This window comes from Blastococcus atacamensis (genome assembly GCF_002938425.1).
GTDB lineage: Bacteria > Actinomycetota > Actinomycetes > Mycobacteriales > Geodermatophilaceae > Blastococcus > Blastococcus atacamensis.
On record NZ_POQU01000012.1, the window covers coordinates 50,524 to 64,888 of the forward strand.

Sequence of the window (14,365 nt, forward strand, 5' to 3'; positions counted from 1 at the left end):
GTCAGGGCCGCAGGAGGTCCCGCAGGCGCGTCTCGAGCAGTGCCGTGTGCAACTGCGCGGACAGCGCCGCGAGTTCCCCCAGCTTCTCGGTGGCGCGGGCCCGCGCTTCCTCCGACCGCGCCCGCAGGACCGGCGCCACGAGCTGCTCGACGAGCCCGGCCTCGCGCTCCACGGCGCTCCGGTAGACGCGCAGGTGCCGAGGCTCGATCCCGTGCCGGGCCAGTCCCGCGGCTGCCCGGGCGATGGGCAGGTCGCCGGCGGGGTGCCGGCCGTCGGCGTCGGTGGACAGCAGACCGAACTGCACGCAGTCGGCCAGCTGGTCGGGCTCCAGGCCGGCGGCGCGGGCGAACTGGTCCGCGGTGAGCGGAGCCTCCTCCCCCTCCCCCGTCGACGCCGGCGGGAGCGGAGTCGCGCCGCCGGTGCCGGGGAGCTCCTCGCCGCGGTCCAGCGCGTCGAGGTGGTCCTTGATGACGCGCAGCGGGAGGTAGTGGTCCCGCTGCGCGGTCAGCACGTAGCGCAGTCGGCTCACGTCGGCCCGGGAGAACTTCCGGTACCCCGACGGCGTGCGCTGCGGGTGGACCAGGTCCTCGGACTCGAGGTAGCGGATCTTGCTGATCGTCACGTCGGGGAAGTCGTCGCGAAGAACAGCCAGCACCTCACCGATGGTCAGGCGTGGCGTGTGCTGGTCGGCGGCGTCCCCGAGCGCACGGTCGCGCTCGGGCACGCCCACTAGCGAGCGGCCGGCTCGCCGGTGCGCGGGCCGGTGAGGTAGACGAGCCGGAACTTGCCGATCTGCACCTCGTCACCGCCCGCCAGGTTCGCGACGTCGACCGGCTCGCGGTTGACGTAGGTGCCGTTGAGGCTGCCGACGTCGTGCACGGAGAAGCCGCCGCCCTCGCGGTGGAACTCGACGTGCCGGCGGCTGACCGTGACGTCGTCGAGGAAGATGTCGCTGTCGGGGTGCCGACCGGCCGTGGTGACGTCCTGGTCGAGCAGGAAGCGGCTGCCGGCGTTCGGGCCGCGCTTGACCACCAGCAGGGCGGAGCCCGCCGGCAGCGACTCGACGGCGCCGGCGTGCACGTCGGCGGCCTCGGTGGCCTCGGGCTGGTCGCCCGAGTCCTCCCCGCCGACCTTGGGGATCACGCTGGTCGCGTCGCCGACGCGCTCGGAGGCCAGCGCCGCACCGCACTGCGCGCAGAAGCGACTGCCCTCGGGGTTCTCGTGGCCACATCGAGTGCAGTGCACGTTGCGTCTCCTCCGGTGCGAGGGGCCCGCCGCGGGGCCTCGGAACGGGCCGCGGGCGGCCGGCTGACGGCGGGCCGGTCAGCCCGTCGTGGGTCGGCCACCGCAGGTGGCGGCGGACCGTTGGTCATGGAACCAGTCGGTCGACCCGAGGGTCAACCGGATGTGCCGGGTGGGACGAGCCGGTCTCCCGGGGGGACCCCGAGCTCTCGTCCCAGCGCGATCATAGTGATCGATGCCGGGAGTCAGCCTCCCGGCGGGCCGGTCACGAACCCTCGACCAGCGCCTGGTAGGCGGCGGCGTCGAGCAGCTGACCCACCGGGTCGCCACCCTCCCCTGGAACCGCGATCTCCACCAGCCAGCCGTCGCCGTACGGATCGCTGTTGAGCGTCTCCGGCGCGTCGGCGAGCCGCTCGTTCACCGCGGCCACGACACCGGCCACGGGGGCGTAGAAGTCGGAGACGGACTTGGTGGACTCCACCTCGCCGATCGCCGTCCCGGGGGTCACCTCGTCGCCGACCTCCGGCAGCTGCACGAACACGATGTCGCCGAGGGCGTCCTGGGCATGGTCGGTGATGCCGATCCGGACGACGGTGGAGGTGCCGTCCGTGCCCTGCACCATCGCCCACTCGTGCTGGTCGGTGTAGCGGCGGTCGTCGGGCGTGCTCATGCGGCGGTCGTCTCCAGACTGGGTTGCTTGCGGCTGCGGCCTCGGTGCAGGGGCCCGCCTCGAGCGGAGCGAGAGGTGGGGGCACCGAGGTCCTTCTTCAGTCGTCCTCGTCAGGGGCAGCGTATTGAGGCCGGTCCAGCGGCCGCAACGCGTCGACCACCAGGAGCTCGGACTGCTCGATGGTTGCGCTGCCCCCGCGGTTGCCGATCGCCTGGACGACGCCGCCCGGGATGTTCATGGCGGTCTCGATGCCCTGGGGGTCACCGATGACCAGGAACTCGTAGGGCGCCCGCAGCCCCGTGCCGTCGACGCGGAGGCTGCCGGCCGAGCCCGTGACGGCCGAGGAGAGCCCGATCCGGACGCCGTCGACCTGCATGGTCTCCGCTCCCGCCCCGCGCAGCTCCTGGATGACGTCGAGCAGGTCGCGGACCCGCACCTCGTCGGAGGGGTCGCCGATCGTCAGGGTGATGCCGGGACCCTGCGCCGGCAGGGTGCCGTTGAGGATGCCGAACGCCTCGGCCTGGCGGCGGGCCTCCTCGAGCGCCGTGCCGGTACGGCTGCCGGAGCCGGAGAGCTCCTGGAGCGCCGTGCGCTGCTCGGCGATCTGCGCGCGGAGCCGCTCCTCCCGGGAGTTGAGCTCGTCGAGGATGCGCACGAGGTCCTCCTCGCGGGCGCCGGCGAGCACCTGGGCCTCGTCGGCGTTGCGCACCTGCACCGCGAGCGCGAAGCCCAGCAGCAGGGTCAGCACGCCGATGAGGGCCGCTGCCCGCAGGTCGCGGCGGCGCCGGCTGGCGGGCGCGACGGGGCCCGTCCCGTCGGTCGCGGGCACGGGTGCCGCCGTCGGCACGGGGAACGGGCTGTCCGCGGCCGGGCCGTCGGCCGGCTCCTCCGGCGCGGCGGGCCGCTCGTCCTCGGTCATGCCCGGAAGACGTGCCGCCGGATGGCCGCCGCGTTGCCGAAGATGCGGATCCCGAGGACCACCACGACCGCCGTCGACAGCTGCGCGCCCACCCCGAGCTGGTCGCCCAGGAACACGATGAGCGCGGCCACGACGACGTTGGACACGAACGAGATGACGAAGACCTTGGCGTCGAAGATGCCGTCGAGCCGCGCCCGGAACCCACCGAAGACGGCGTCCAGGGCGGCCACGACCGCGATCGGCAGGTAGGGCTGCAGGCCGAGCGGCACCGTCGGGTCGAAGACCAGCCCGAGGAGGATGCCGACCGCGAGTCCGAGGATCGGGATCACGGGGTCAGCCTCCGGGTGAGGGGTCGGCGCCGGCCCGGCGGGTGCCGAGCGGTTCGGCGAAGCGGAGCTCGGGCGGGCTCGCGGCGGGCAGGGACAGCTCGTCCTCCTTGGCGAACTCGAAGCGCAGGCCGTAGTTCTTGGACACCCAGGCCACCGACCGCACCTCGGGATCGAGCAGGAAGGCCGCGGCCAGCTCGTCCGGCTCCCCGATGGCGCTGATCTCGTAGGGATTGGTGACGGGCCGGAAGTCCACCAGCACGGCCTCACCGGCGAACCGGATGGCGCTGGTGGGTCCCAGCCGCTGCCCGTTGATGCTGACCGCCTCGGCGCCGGAGGCCCACAGCGCGTTGACCACCTTCTGCAGATCGCCGTCCTGCACCCGCTCGCCGCTGTTCTCCGTCGTCGCCCCGCCCACCGGGTCGTCGTCGGCGTCGGCGTCGGCGTTCGCGAGGGTGACCAGCAGACCGGGTCCGGTGACCGCCACGGCGGCGGTGCCCTGCTCGGCCCGGGCCAGCGCGTCGAGCGCCCGCTGGCCGACCGCGGTCGCCGCCAGCAGGTCGTCGCTGGTGCGGCCGACCTCTGCCCGGAGCTCCTCGAGCTGGGCGGTCAGTTCGTCGCTGACGGCGGACTCGTCCTGGATGTCGCGCACCAGGGCGGTGCGGATCTCCTGGCGCCCCTGCTCCCTGGCCGCGGCCTGGTTGTAGGTGACCGCGAGGAGCAGTCCGGCGACGGCCATCGTGAGGGCCACCAGCACCTGACCGCGCCGTCGCGGCGTGCCGCCGGCCTTCTCGCGGGAGGCGCGGGCCGCGGCGGCCTGCGCGTAGGCAGGGTCGAGGGTCTCGGCCAGCACGTCGTCCAGGAGGGAGGCTCCCAGGGACCGGACCCCGCCCGACCGGGCAGTGCTCGTCACGACCGGCTCGCCGCACGGTCGCGGGCGACCAGCCCGACGACCTGGACGACGTAGAAGACCCCGGCGAGGAGGTACAGGGCCGTGCCCCAGATCGTGAAGGCCCAGGCGAACGGCGCGATCGCCGTGGCGAGCCAGCCGGAGCCGTCGGCCAGGAGCAGGCCGGGGAAGGCGTACAGCAGCAGGAGCGTCGCGGCCTTGCCGAGGTAGTGCACCTGCAGCGGCGGGTACCCGTGGCGGCGCAGGAGGAGGAGCATTCCGGCGAGCACGAACTCGCGGCCGACCAGCGCGGCGACGAGCCACACGGGGACGATCCCGCGCAGGGCCAGGGCGACGAGCGTGCTGACGATGTAGAGCCGGTCAGCTGCGGGGTCCAGCAGGGCCCCCAGCCGGCTGCCCTGGTCCAGCCAGCGGGCCAGCTTGCCGTCGGCCCAGTCGGTGAACCCGGACACCATGAGGACGGCGATCGCCCAGCCGTCCTGCTCGGGCCCCAGCAGCAGCCACAGGAACAGCGGGACGCCGAGCAGGCGCAGGACCGACAGCGCGTTGGGCAGCGTCCAGATCCGGTCGGAGAGCTCGTCGCGGTTCGCGACCACGGGGGCGCCGCCCCGGCCCGGGGGTACGGCTGCGGGCGCCGACGGCCCGTTCGACGACGTCACGACTCCTCCAGCCCCTGCACCACCACACCCGAGGCTAGTCGACGGATCCCGTCCGCCCGCCGCTCGCAGGCTCCCGCGAGCCCGGGGACGGGGCCCGGAGCTAGGCGGGCACGGCGAAGGCCGCCGGGGCGGGCTCGTACCGCAGCGGCCGCCGGTCGAAGACGGCCGTGCCGTGCGTGACCGACCGCAGCACCCCGGGGTAGCCGAGCAGCTCCACCTCGGGCACCTCCGCCCGCACGGTGGACCTGTCCCGGTCGGGGTCGGCCTCGCTGCCCGTGACGCGGGCCCGCCGGGACGAGAGGTCGCTCATGACCGCTCCCACGTACTCGGCGGGGACGCGCACCTCGATCTCGCACCAGGGCTCGAGCACCCGCGTGCCCACGGCCGCCACGAGCTCGCGCAGCGCCAGGGCCCCGGCGGACTGGAATGCCGCGTCCGAGGAGTCGACGCTGTGCGCCTTCCCGTCCACGAGGGTGACCCGGACGTCGACGATCGGACGGTCGCCGTGCACACCGCGCCGGGCCTGCGCGCGGATCCCCCTCTCCACGCTCGAGTGGTACTGGCTCGGCACGGTGCCCCCGACGATGCGCTGGTCGAAGACGATTCCCGAGCCGGTGGGCCCGGGCTCCCCCTCGACCACGACGACGGCGTACTGGCCGTGGCCGCCGGACTGCTTCACGTGCCGGCCGGTCACGCGGGCCGCCCCGCACAGCGTCTCGACCAGCGGCACCCGCACGGGCACGGGGACGACGGCGACCCCGTGCCGGGTGCGGAGCCGGTCGAGCAGCACCTCGGCGTGCCCGTCCCCCACGCACCAGAGGATCAGCTGGCCGGTGTCCGCGCGCCGCTCCAGCCGCACGGTCAGGTCCTCGGCCACGAGTCGGGACAGTGCGGTGGCCATCCGGTCCTCGTCGGAGTGCGAGGCGGCCTCGACCGCGACCGGCAGCTGGGGCACGGGCAGGTCCCACGGCGCCACCAGGCGGGGGTCCTCCGGGGAGCTGAGCGTGTCCCCGGTCTCGGCGGTGGTCAGCCGGGCGACGGCGCAGATGTCGCCGGCCGGACAGGAGCTCACCGGACGCAGGGCGGCGCCCAGCGGCGAGGACAGCACGCCGATCCGCTCGTCCGCGTCGTGGTCGGGGTGCCCCCGGTCGGCGAGGCCGTGCCCGGAGACGTGGACGGCGACGTCGGGGCGCAAGGTGCCGGAGAAGACCCGGACCAGGGAGACCCGCCCCACATAGGGGTCGGTCGTCGTCTTCACCACCTCGGCCACGAGGGGGCCGTCGGAGTCGCAAATGAGCGCCGGGGCGGCGGTGCCGTCGGGGCGGGTGACCGGTGGGCAGCCGTGCTCCACCGGGCAGGGGAATGCAGCGACGAGCAGGTCCAGCAGGTCCTCGACGCCGACACCGGCGAGCGCCGAGACGCACAGCACCGGGTGGAAGTGCCCCCGGGCGACGGCGGTCTCCAGGTCGGCCACCAGGTCGGCTCGGGCCAGTTCGTCGCCGGCGAGGTAGCGCTCCATGAGCGTCTCGTCCTCGCTCTCGCCGATGATGCCCTCGATGAGCTCGGCACGGAGCCGGTCGACGTCGGGTCCCCCGGCTGCCCGGGCCGCCGGGTCGAGCAGCGACAGCAGCCTCCGGGCCGCACCGTCGGCACCCCGGTCCACCAGGTGCAGGGGGTAGACCCCCTCCCCCAGCATCAGCTGGGCCAGCCGCACCGCCTCGTCCACATCGGCGCGGGCCCGGTCGATCTGGGTGACCACGACGGCGCGCGGCATGCCGACCGCCGCGCACTCCTCCCACAGCTGGACGGTCGCGGCGTCCATGCCGTTGACCGCGCTGACGACGAAGAGCGCCGAGTCCGCGGCGCGCAGTCCGGCGCGCACCTCACCGACGAAGTCCGGGGACCCGGGGGTGTCGAGCAGGGTGATCCGGGCGTCGGCATGCTCGACGGTGGCGACGCCGAGCGACACCGAGCGCTGCTGGCGGATCTCGACGTCCTCGGTGTCCAGGCAGGTGGTTCCGTCCTCCACCCGGCCGGGCCGGGGTATCGCCCCCGTGGCGGCGAGGAGTGCCTCGGCGAGCGTGGTCTTCCCCGCGCCGGCGTGGCCGACCAGGGCCACGTTGCGCACGTCCGCGGCGCGCCGCGGGACCGGCGCCGTCCCGGTGTCCTTCGCCACGGCGACCCCCACGACGCTCGACTGTGGTGCGAGTCACAGCCTGCCGAAGTCTGGGCGAGCGATCAAGGGGCTGCCGAGCGGCCGGCCGGAGCGGAGCCGGCCGACGCCGCCCGGCGGGCCGTGTCGCGGACCCCGCGGCGGTGGATCAGCCAGCCTCCCGCGATCAGGACCGCCCCCGAGGCGAGGAAGGCGAGGTCCCAGCTCAGCGGGGCGCCGAGGTCGTCGCGTACGTGGTGGACCCCGAGCAGCTGGTGGTCCACGAGCCCCTCGACGAGGTTGAACAGCCCCCAGCCCGCCACCACGAGGCCGATGTGGAAGCTCCAGCTGGGTGCGGTCCGGCCCTGTCGCCAGGCGATCAGCGCGGTGACGGTGCCGGCGAACGTGAGCACCCACGTCGCCAGGTGGAAGAGGCCGTCGGCGGTCGTGTTGAGCTCCAGCCCGGCCACCGTCGTCGGCTCCTCGACCGCACTGACCATGTGGTGCCACTGCAGGATCTGGTGCAGCACGATGCCGTCGAGGAAGCCACCGAACCCCAGCCCGTAGAGCAGCCCGGTGGCGCGGGAGGGCAGCCGCTCCCCCGCTCTCGTGTCCGTCGTCGCCATGGGACGCGGCTACCCCCGCGACGGCGCGCGCACCCGTCCGCGCATGCTGGGGACATGAGCACGAGCGACCACGCGGCCGGCCGGGACCAGGGAACGGGCCGGACCCACGCCGTTCTCCGCAGCACCGCGGACCTGCCCGCTCCCTGGGCCGCCATCTGCGGGGCGTCGGTGGACGTCGTGCAGGGCCGCTGGGACGGTCCGCGCGGTCTCGGCGCGGCCGACCCCTGCCCCGACTGCCGGCGGCTGGCCGAGGACTGAGCTCAGCGGCGCCGCACGCGCGCCCCGGCCCGGGCCAGGGCGCGGACGGCGACGACCGCGGTCACGACCCACGGCCCACCGACGACGAGCGGGTCGAGCACGTGGTGGCGGGCGTCCACGCGGCCGCGCCGCGAGCGGAGGCCGCCGTGCGTGAATTCGGCCTTCACGCCGGTCTGGGTGATCGGGTTGTCCGGCCGCGACGTGGCCAGGGACGCGAGGTGGTTCGCCACCGCGTCCACGCGGTCACCGACCACCAGCAGCATCCAGTGCGCCAGCCGCCCCTCGCTGAACCGTGCGTAGGCGAGCTTCCGGATGGCACCGGAGAGGCCCTTGGGCGGCTGGGCGGTGCCGAACACCGGGGTCACGAACGCGTGCTCGACGGACCTCTCCCGCGGCCACTTCTCGGGCTGGCGCTCGGGGAAGTCCCAGTGCGCGCCGGTGTCGGGGGCGTGCAGCAGCTTGGGGTTCGAGGGCCGGTCGGCCGGGTCGAGGTCCACGCCCCAGCCGGGGATCCGCGCCCGCAGCTCCTCCCGGCTGGGGGCCGGGGTGCGCTTCTCCCGGATGTAGGCGCTGGGGATGTCACCGCTGGTCATGTCCTGCTCCTCTCAGGCCGTGCCGGGCACGATCAGCGGCTTGATGCAGCCGTCGAGCTTCGCGGAGAAGACGTGGTACGCCTCGCTGATCTCCTCCAGCGGGAAGCGGTGGGTGACCATGTCGCTGGGCTTGAGGTAGCCGTTGCGGATGTGCTCGAACAGCCTCGGCCACTGGCGCTTCACCGGCGCCTGGTTCATCCGCAGGGTCAGCCCCTTGTTGAGCGCGTCGCCGAACTTCACCGCGTTGGGGATCGGCCCGTAGGCGCCCATCACCGAGATCGTCGCGCCCTTGCGGACGCCGTCGATGGCCCAGTTCAGCGCGACCGGTGAGCCACCCTGCATCTTGAGCTTCGCGCCGGCGACGTGCTGGAGCAGGTTGCCGTCGGCCTCGGCGCCGACGCACTCGATGGCGACGTCGGCACCCAGGTAGTCGGTCTGCTTCTTCAGCTCCACGACGACGTCGTCGTACTCGGCGAAGTTCAGCGTCTCGGCGTGCGCGAAGTCGCGGGCCTTCTCCAGCCGGTAGTCCAGATGGTCGACGACGATGACCCGCCCCGCGCCCATCAGCCACGAGGACTGAGCGGCGACCAGGCCTACCGGACCGGCGCCGAAGACGACGACCGTGTCCCCCTCCGCGATGTCGCCGAGCTGCGCCCCGAAGTAGCCGGTGGACGTGGCGTCGGTGAGCAGGACCGCGTCGTCGTCGCTCATCCAGTCCGGGATCTTCGCCGGGCCGACGTCCGCGAACGGGACGCGCACGTACTCGGCCTGGCCGCCGTCGTACCCGCCGGTGGTGTGCGAGTAGCCGTAGATGCCGCCCACCGCCGTGGCGTTGGCGTTGACGTTGTGGCAGTTGGAGTAGAGCCCGCGGGAGCAGTACCAGCACGAGCCGCAGTAGATGTTGAACGGGACCATGACCCGGTCGCCGACCTTCAGGTTCTGCACCGAGGAACCGACCTCGTGCACGATTCCGATGAACTCGTGACCGAAGGTGTGGCCGACCCGGGTGTCCGGCATGAGCCCGTGGTAGAGGTGCAGGTCCGATCCGCAGATGGCGGCGAGCGTGACGCGGATGATCGCGTCGTTCGGGTGCTCGATCGCCGGGACGTCCTTCTCCTCGACCCTGATCTTGTAGGGGCCTCGGTAGACCATCGCTCGCATGGAACTCGCTCTCCTCCGCGCCGGCGCGCTCGGGAGCGCGCTCGGTGGACGGTTGCGCCGGAGGTCGCCGGCACCCTCGACCCTGCGCCATCCCCACCGGTCCGGCCACCCGGGCACCCTGTTGACAGGCAAGCGAAGACTTGCCTTCACTCGTCTGCGTGGATGCCGACCAGGAGCTGTTCAGGGCTCTCGGCGACCCCACCCGCCGGACGATCCTCGTCGAGCTGGCCGACCGCGACGGCCAGACGCTGTTCGAGATCTGCGGCCGGCTGGTCATGAAGCACGGCCTCACCTCCTCGCGACAGGCCATCTCCCAGCACCTCGCGGTGCTGGAGCAGGCCGGACTGGTGCGCGCGCGCAGGCAGGGCCGGTACAAGTTCCGCCACCTCGACACGGGCCCGCTGCGCGCGCTCGTGGAGCGGTGGCCCATCGACCGGGAGGCCCCACCGTGATCCGCATCAACGTCACCAGCGTCTACGTCGACGACCAGGCCAAGGCGCTGGACTTCTACACGCAGAAGCTCGGGTTCGTGACGAAGACCGACGTGCCGGCCGGCGGCGCCCGCTGGCTGACCGTCGTCTCCCCCGCCGTCCCCGACGGCGTCGAGCTGCTGCTGGAGCCGACCGGGCACCCGGCGGCGAAGGTCTACAAGGAAGCCCTGGTGGCCGACGGCATCCCGTTCACGCAGTTCGCCGTGGACGACGTGTACGCCGAGACCGAGCGGCTCAAGGCCCTCGGCGTCGTGTTCACCCAGGACCCGGTCGACTACGGCCCGGTGGTCGTCGCCGTCCTCGACGACACCTGCGGCAACCTCATCCAGCTCGCCACCATGAAGTAGCCCGCGATCGGATCACCCCGACCGGTGTCCTGGACCAGGGAGTAGACGTTGGTGAGCCCCGTCGCCATTCCCGCTCGCCCTGCGGCCTGAGCGACGATGGCGGGCCGCGCCTCGTTCTCCGCAGGTTCGGCACCAGCCTCAGGGAAGACGGCGGGAAGAGACCTCGTCCCACTGGACCCGAGTTTTTCGCGTCCAGCTCAAGAAAGCCCTTGAAGGGCTTCTTGGAACTCCAGAACGGCAGCACGAACAGCGTGAAGGTACTGAGGCTGCTCGTCGACCGACACGCGTCGCCGCGGACATCGAGATGTCCACTAGACGCAAGCACCTCCCCTGATCCGGCCGGAACAAGGGAGGTGCTTCTGTCGGGCTGACAGGATTTGAACCTGCGACCCCTTGACCCCCAGTCAAGTGCGCTACCAAGCTGCGCTACAGCCCGCGTGCCGTCCGCCTGCCGGGAAATCCCCGGCCGCGCGACGACCGCTCCGGAAGATTACCGCACCGGGTCGGCGCCCCTGACCGGTGGTCGGTCAGCTCCGCTTGTCCCTGTCCCGGCCCTCGCGGACCTTGACCGAGACCTCGATCGGCGTGCCGGAGAAGCCGAACTGCTCGCGCAGCTTGCGCTCCAGGAACCGGCGGTACCCGGCCTCGAGGAACCCGGTGGAGAAGACGACGAAGCGCGGCGGCCGGATGTCGGCCTGGGTCACGTACTTGATCTTCGGCGCCCGGCCACCCCGCGCCGGGGGCGGCGTCTCCTGCACCAGCGCGCGGACGAAGGTGTTCAGCTCCGCCGTGGGCACCCGGGTCTCCCACGAGGCCAGCGCGGCCCGCAGGTGGTCGGCGAGCTTCGCGACGCCGCGGCCGGTGGAGGCGGAGATGTTGACCCGCGTCGCCCACTTCACGCGGGCCAGGTCGCGCTCCACCTCCTTCTCCAGCTGGTAGTGGCGGTCCTCGTCGAGGGTGTCCCACTTGTTGATGGCGATGACCAGCGCGCGGCCGGCCTCGACCACCTGGGTGATGACCCGCTGGTCCTGCTCGCTGATGACCTCGTCGGCGGCCAGCAGCACGACGGCGACCTCGGCGGCCTGGATCGCGGCCTCCGTGCGCAGGCTGGCGTAGTACTCCATGCCGCTGGCGGTGTTCACCTTGCGGCGCAGACCTGCGGTGTCGACGAAGCGCCACTCCTCGCCGCCCAGGGTGACGATCGAGTCCACCGGGTCGACGGTGGTGCCGGCGACGGAGTCGACGACCGACCGCTCCTCCTTGGCCAGCCGGTTGATCAGGCTGGACTTGCCCACGTTCGGGCGCCCCACCAGCGCCACCCGGCGCGGGCCGCCCTCCTGCTCCTGCTCGCGGGGCGCCTCGGGCATGGCGTCGAGCACCAGGTCCAGCAGGTCACCGCTGGCCCGGCCGTGCAGGGCGCTGACCGCGTGCGGCTCGCCCATGCCCAGGCTCCACAGCTCGGCGGCGTTGGCCTCGCTGCGCTCGTCGTCGACCTTGTTGGCCACCAGGATGACCGGCCGGTCGCTGCGCCGGAGCACCCGCGCCGCGGCCAGGTCGGTCTCGGTGGCCCCTACCTGGCTGTCGACGACGAAGACGATGACGTCGGCGGTCTTCATCGCGTACTCGGCCTGGCGGGTGATCGAGGCGCCGATGCCGGTGGCCTTGGGGTCCCAGCCGCCGGTGTCCACGACGGTGAAGCGCTTGCCGTTCCAGAGCGCCTCGTAGGAGATGCGGTCCCGGGTCACGCCCGGGGTGTCCTGGACGACGGCGGCACGGCGGCCGAGGAAGCGGTTGACCAGCGTCGACTTGCCCACGTTCGGGCGGCCGACGATGGCGACGACCGGCAGCGGGCCGGTGTTCTGCTCGGTCATGCCCGCTCCCCCGCCGGTACGCCGGACTCGGCCAGCGCGACGACGCGGTCGACGACGGCCTGCTGGTCCAGCTCGGTGCTGTCGACGACGACGGCGTCGGCGGCAGGCCGCAGCGGGCTGTCGGCGCGGCTGCTGTCGTACTCGTCGCGGCGGCGCAGGTCGGCGGCCAGGACGGCGATCTCGGCCGGCTCGGTGATGCCCAGCTGCCCGGCACGCCGCTGCGCGCGGGCCTCCGGCGCGGCGGTCAAGTAGACCTTCAGCGTCGCGTCCGGGAGGACGACGGTGCCGATGTCCCGGCCCTCGACGACGACGCTGCCGGCCGCGGCGACCAGCGCGCGCTGCTGGTCCACGAGCTGCCGGCGGACGGCGGGAACCGCGGAGACCGCGGACACGGCCCGGGTGACCTCGGCGCCACGGATCCGCTCGGCGACGTCCACGCCGTCGACCCGCACCAGCTCGGCGCCGGCCTCGGTGCCGACCTCGATCCGGGCCGCGGCGACGGTGCGTGCCACGGCCTCGGCGTCCTCGGGCTCGACCCCGGCGTCGAGCACCGCGACGGTGGCCGCGCGGTACATGGCGCCGGTGTCGAGGTAGGCGGCGCCCAGGCGGGCGGCGACACCGCGCGCCACGCTGGACTTGCCGGTGCCCGACGGTCCGTCGAGGGTCACCTGGCCTCGGAAGCTCATCTGCTCACTCACTGCTCTCTCGGGTGCGCTCACTGCGCGATGTCCCTGCGCAGCGCGACCGCGCCCCGCAGGTAGACGTGCTGGATGTCGGGGCGGGCCTTCGGCGTCTCGGCGTGCGCCATGAGCCGCAGCACCCGCGGGAGGGCGTGCGGCACGGCGATCTCGGTGGCGCACATCAGCGGCACGTCGCCGAGCCCGAGCTCGCGTGCGGCCAGCGCGGGGAACTCCGACACGAGGTCGGGAGTCGCCGTGAAGAGGATGCTGATCAGGTCCTCGGAGTGCAGGTCGTTGCGCTCCAGAACGGCCTGCACCAGCTCACGGGTCGCCTCGAGCACCTGCTCCCGGTCGTCGGCCTCGACCTGCGTCGCGCCCCGGATGGCTCGGACGGCCATGCACTCTCCTCGTTCGGTGGACCGGGCCCGGATCGCCGGGCGCCTCGAACGAGTCTAGGGAGGCCGCGCCACCGGCCTCCCCCGCACGGGTCAGTCGCCCAGCCGGCTCCCGTCGGCGACGTCGAACAGGTGCACGTGACCGCCGCGCGGGACGACGTGCAGAACCTCGCCCTTGGCCGGCGGACGACGGCCGTCGACCCGCGCGGTGATGAGGTGCTCGGCGACCTCCAGGTCCTCCGGCCGCACCCGGCCGCCCTCACAGACCGACGAGCTCCTCGAGGGTGCCGACCTCCTGGCGGGTGAGCTTGCGGATCGAGCCGCTGCGCATCCGCTGCAGCTCGACCGGCCCCACGGCGGTGCGGGTCAGCCGGGACACCGGCAGGCCCACGTGGGCCAGCAGCCGGCGGACGATGTGCTTGCGGCCCTCGTGCAGCACGACCTCGACCACCGACTGCCCGGCGTGGGTGTCCACGACGCGGAACGCGTCGACCTTCACCGGGCCGTCCTCGAGCTCCACCCCGGCGCGCAGCCGGCGGAACAGGTCGCGGGGCACCTTGCCGGACACCTGCGCGAGGTAGGTCTTGCGGACGCCGTAGGACGGATGGGCCAGCCGGTGGGCGAGCTCGCCGTCGTTGGTGACCAGCAACAGGCCCTCGGTGTCCTGGTCCAACCGGCCGACGTGCACCAGTCCCGGCGCGAGGTCGCCGACCATGTCGCCGATGGTGGGCCGCGCGCGGTCGTCGCTCATCGCGGTGATCACGCCGCTGGGCTTGTTGATCGCGTAGGTGACGCGGTCGTCGCGGATCTCGAGCCGGACGCCGTCGACGGCGATCTTGTCGGTGAGCGCGTCGACCCGCATGCCCTGCACGCGGACCTGCTCGCCGTTCACGCTGATCCGGCCGGCCTCGATCATCTCCTCGACGACCCGGCGGGAGGCGACACCGGCACGGGCCAGGACCTTCTGCAGCCGCTCCCGTATACACAACCGACGACTCCGAGAAAAAGGCTACGGTAGTCTGCGTAACGCTACAGTACTATTAAAAATCAATATCTAAAAGTAAA

At 73.1% G+C, this 14,365-nt stretch carries 19 protein-coding genes and 1 tRNA gene; 3 read left to right on the plus strand and 17 right to left on the minus strand.

The genetic code is table 11. The features are described from left to right. Position 1: 1 nt before the first annotated feature. The 9 genes from ftsR to C5508_RS05325 all read right to left on the minus strand — a co-directional run bounded on the left by ftsR (position 2) and on the right by C5508_RS05325 (position 7,504). The gene (gene ftsR, locus C5508_RS05285) at positions 2 to 724 is read right to left on the minus strand and encodes a transcriptional regulator FtsR (RefSeq protein WP_104523923.1); all 723 of its coding nucleotides are present in this window, start codon (positions 722 to 724) and stop codon (positions 2 to 4) included. 5 nt (positions 725 to 729) lie between these two features. Continuing rightward, positions 730 to 1,245 (minus strand): oxoglutarate dehydrogenase inhibitor Odhl, encoded by a 516-nt coding sequence (gene odhI, locus C5508_RS05290; protein WP_104523897.1) that lies wholly within the window; start codon positions 1,243 to 1,245, stop codon positions 730 to 732. Between the two features lie 262 nt (positions 1,246 to 1,507). After that, positions 1,508 to 1,912, minus strand: a complete 405-nt coding sequence (gcvH, locus tag C5508_RS05295; protein WP_104523898.1) for a glycine cleavage system protein GcvH — start codon at positions 1,910 to 1,912, stop codon at positions 1,508 to 1,510. A gap of 97 nt (positions 1,913 to 2,009) precedes the next feature. Further along, positions 2,010 to 2,831: a DUF881 domain-containing protein gene (locus C5508_RS05300; protein WP_104523899.1), complete on the minus strand. Its 822-nt coding sequence runs from the start codon at positions 2,829 to 2,831 to the stop codon at positions 2,010 to 2,012. Further along, entirely contained in the window at positions 2,828 to 3,160 is a 333-nt protein-coding gene (locus tag C5508_RS05305; protein WP_104523900.1) for a small basic family protein, read from the minus strand. Before C5508_RS05305 ends, C5508_RS05300 begins: the two co-directional genes overlap by 4 nt. A gap of 4 nt (positions 3,161 to 3,164) precedes the next feature. Next, positions 3,165 to 4,070, minus strand: a complete 906-nt coding sequence (locus C5508_RS05310) for a DUF881 domain-containing protein (protein ID WP_104523901.1) — start codon at positions 4,068 to 4,070, stop codon at positions 3,165 to 3,167. Beyond that, a complete protein-coding gene (locus C5508_RS05315) occupies positions 4,067 to 4,726 on the minus strand; it encodes a CDP-alcohol phosphatidyltransferase family protein (protein ID WP_198597893.1) in 660 nt (219 codons plus the stop codon). Before C5508_RS05315 ends, C5508_RS05310 begins: the two co-directional genes overlap by 4 nt. A gap of 100 nt (positions 4,727 to 4,826) precedes the next feature. After that, on the minus strand, positions 4,827 to 6,914 hold the full coding sequence (locus tag C5508_RS05320; protein ID WP_232796932.1) for an elongation factor G-like protein EF-G2: 2,088 nt from the start codon (positions 6,912 to 6,914) through the stop codon (positions 4,827 to 4,829). Positions 6,915 to 6,964: 50 nt separating this feature from the next. Further along, a complete protein-coding gene (locus C5508_RS05325; RefSeq protein ID WP_104523902.1) occupies positions 6,965 to 7,504 on the minus strand; it encodes a DUF2243 domain-containing protein in 540 nt (179 codons plus the stop codon). A gap of 54 nt (positions 7,505 to 7,558) precedes the next feature. Between C5508_RS05325 and C5508_RS05330 the strand changes: the two genes are divergently transcribed. Then, positions 7,559 to 7,762, plus strand: coding sequence for a hypothetical protein (locus C5508_RS05330; RefSeq protein WP_104523903.1), 204 nt, complete (start codon positions 7,559 to 7,561; stop codon positions 7,760 to 7,762). A 2-nt stretch (positions 7,763 to 7,764) separates the two neighbouring features. Here the strand turns inward: C5508_RS05330 and C5508_RS05335 are convergent, their stop codons facing one another. Further along, positions 7,765 to 8,355 carry a hypothetical protein gene (locus tag C5508_RS05335; protein ID WP_104523904.1) on the minus strand — a complete coding sequence of 197 codons (591 nt, stop codon included), beginning with the start codon at positions 8,353 to 8,355 and terminating at the stop codon, positions 7,765 to 7,767. A gap of 12 nt (positions 8,356 to 8,367) precedes the next feature. Further along, positions 8,368 to 9,516, minus strand: coding sequence for a zinc-dependent alcohol dehydrogenase (locus tag C5508_RS05340; RefSeq protein WP_104523905.1), 1,149 nt, complete (start codon positions 9,514 to 9,516; stop codon positions 8,368 to 8,370). Positions 9,517 to 9,674: 158 nt separating this feature from the next. Between C5508_RS05340 and C5508_RS05345 the strand changes: the two genes are divergently transcribed. Together C5508_RS05345 and C5508_RS05350 are read left to right on the plus strand one after the other, a co-directional pair. Next, complete coding sequence (locus C5508_RS05345; RefSeq protein WP_104523906.1) at positions 9,675 to 9,968, plus strand: ArsR/SmtB family transcription factor; 294 nt, start codon at positions 9,675 to 9,677, stop codon at positions 9,966 to 9,968. Then, positions 9,965 to 10,354, plus strand: coding sequence for a VOC family protein (locus tag C5508_RS05350; protein ID WP_104523907.1), 390 nt, complete (start codon positions 9,965 to 9,967; stop codon positions 10,352 to 10,354). Before C5508_RS05345 ends, C5508_RS05350 begins: the two co-directional genes overlap by 4 nt. 362 nt (positions 10,355 to 10,716) lie before the next feature. Here C5508_RS05350 and C5508_RS05355 read toward each other — a convergent pair. The 6 genes from C5508_RS05355 to C5508_RS05380 all read right to left on the minus strand — a co-directional run bounded on the left by C5508_RS05355 (position 10,717) and on the right by C5508_RS05380 (position 14,288). Beyond that, a tRNA-Pro gene (locus C5508_RS05355) sits at positions 10,717 to 10,790 on the minus strand. Positions 10,791 to 10,881: 91 nt separating this feature from the next. Beyond that, positions 10,882 to 12,225 (minus strand): ribosome biogenesis GTPase Der, encoded by a 1,344-nt coding sequence (der, locus tag C5508_RS05360; protein ID WP_104523908.1) that lies wholly within the window; start codon positions 12,223 to 12,225, stop codon positions 10,882 to 10,884. Then, the gene (gene cmk, locus C5508_RS05365; RefSeq protein ID WP_104523926.1) at positions 12,222 to 12,911 is read right to left on the minus strand and encodes a (d)CMP kinase; all 690 of its coding nucleotides are present in this window, start codon (positions 12,909 to 12,911) and stop codon (positions 12,222 to 12,224) included. The genes der and cmk overlap by 4 nt, the downstream gene beginning before the upstream one ends. 29 nt (positions 12,912 to 12,940) lie before the next feature. Then, positions 12,941 to 13,303 carry a chorismate mutase gene (gene aroH, locus C5508_RS05370; RefSeq protein WP_104523909.1) on the minus strand — a complete coding sequence of 121 codons (363 nt, stop codon included), beginning with the start codon at positions 13,301 to 13,303 and terminating at the stop codon, positions 12,941 to 12,943. Between the two features lie 90 nt (positions 13,304 to 13,393). Next, on the minus strand, positions 13,394 to 13,549 hold the full coding sequence (locus tag C5508_RS05375; RefSeq protein ID WP_198597894.1) for a hypothetical protein: 156 nt from the start codon (positions 13,547 to 13,549) through the stop codon (positions 13,394 to 13,396). Positions 13,550 to 13,559: 10 nt separating this feature from the next. Continuing rightward, the gene (locus C5508_RS05380) at positions 13,560 to 14,288 is read right to left on the minus strand and encodes a pseudouridine synthase (RefSeq protein WP_104523910.1); all 729 of its coding nucleotides are present in this window, start codon (positions 14,286 to 14,288) and stop codon (positions 13,560 to 13,562) included. Between the last annotated feature and the right edge of the window lie 77 nt (positions 14,289 to 14,365).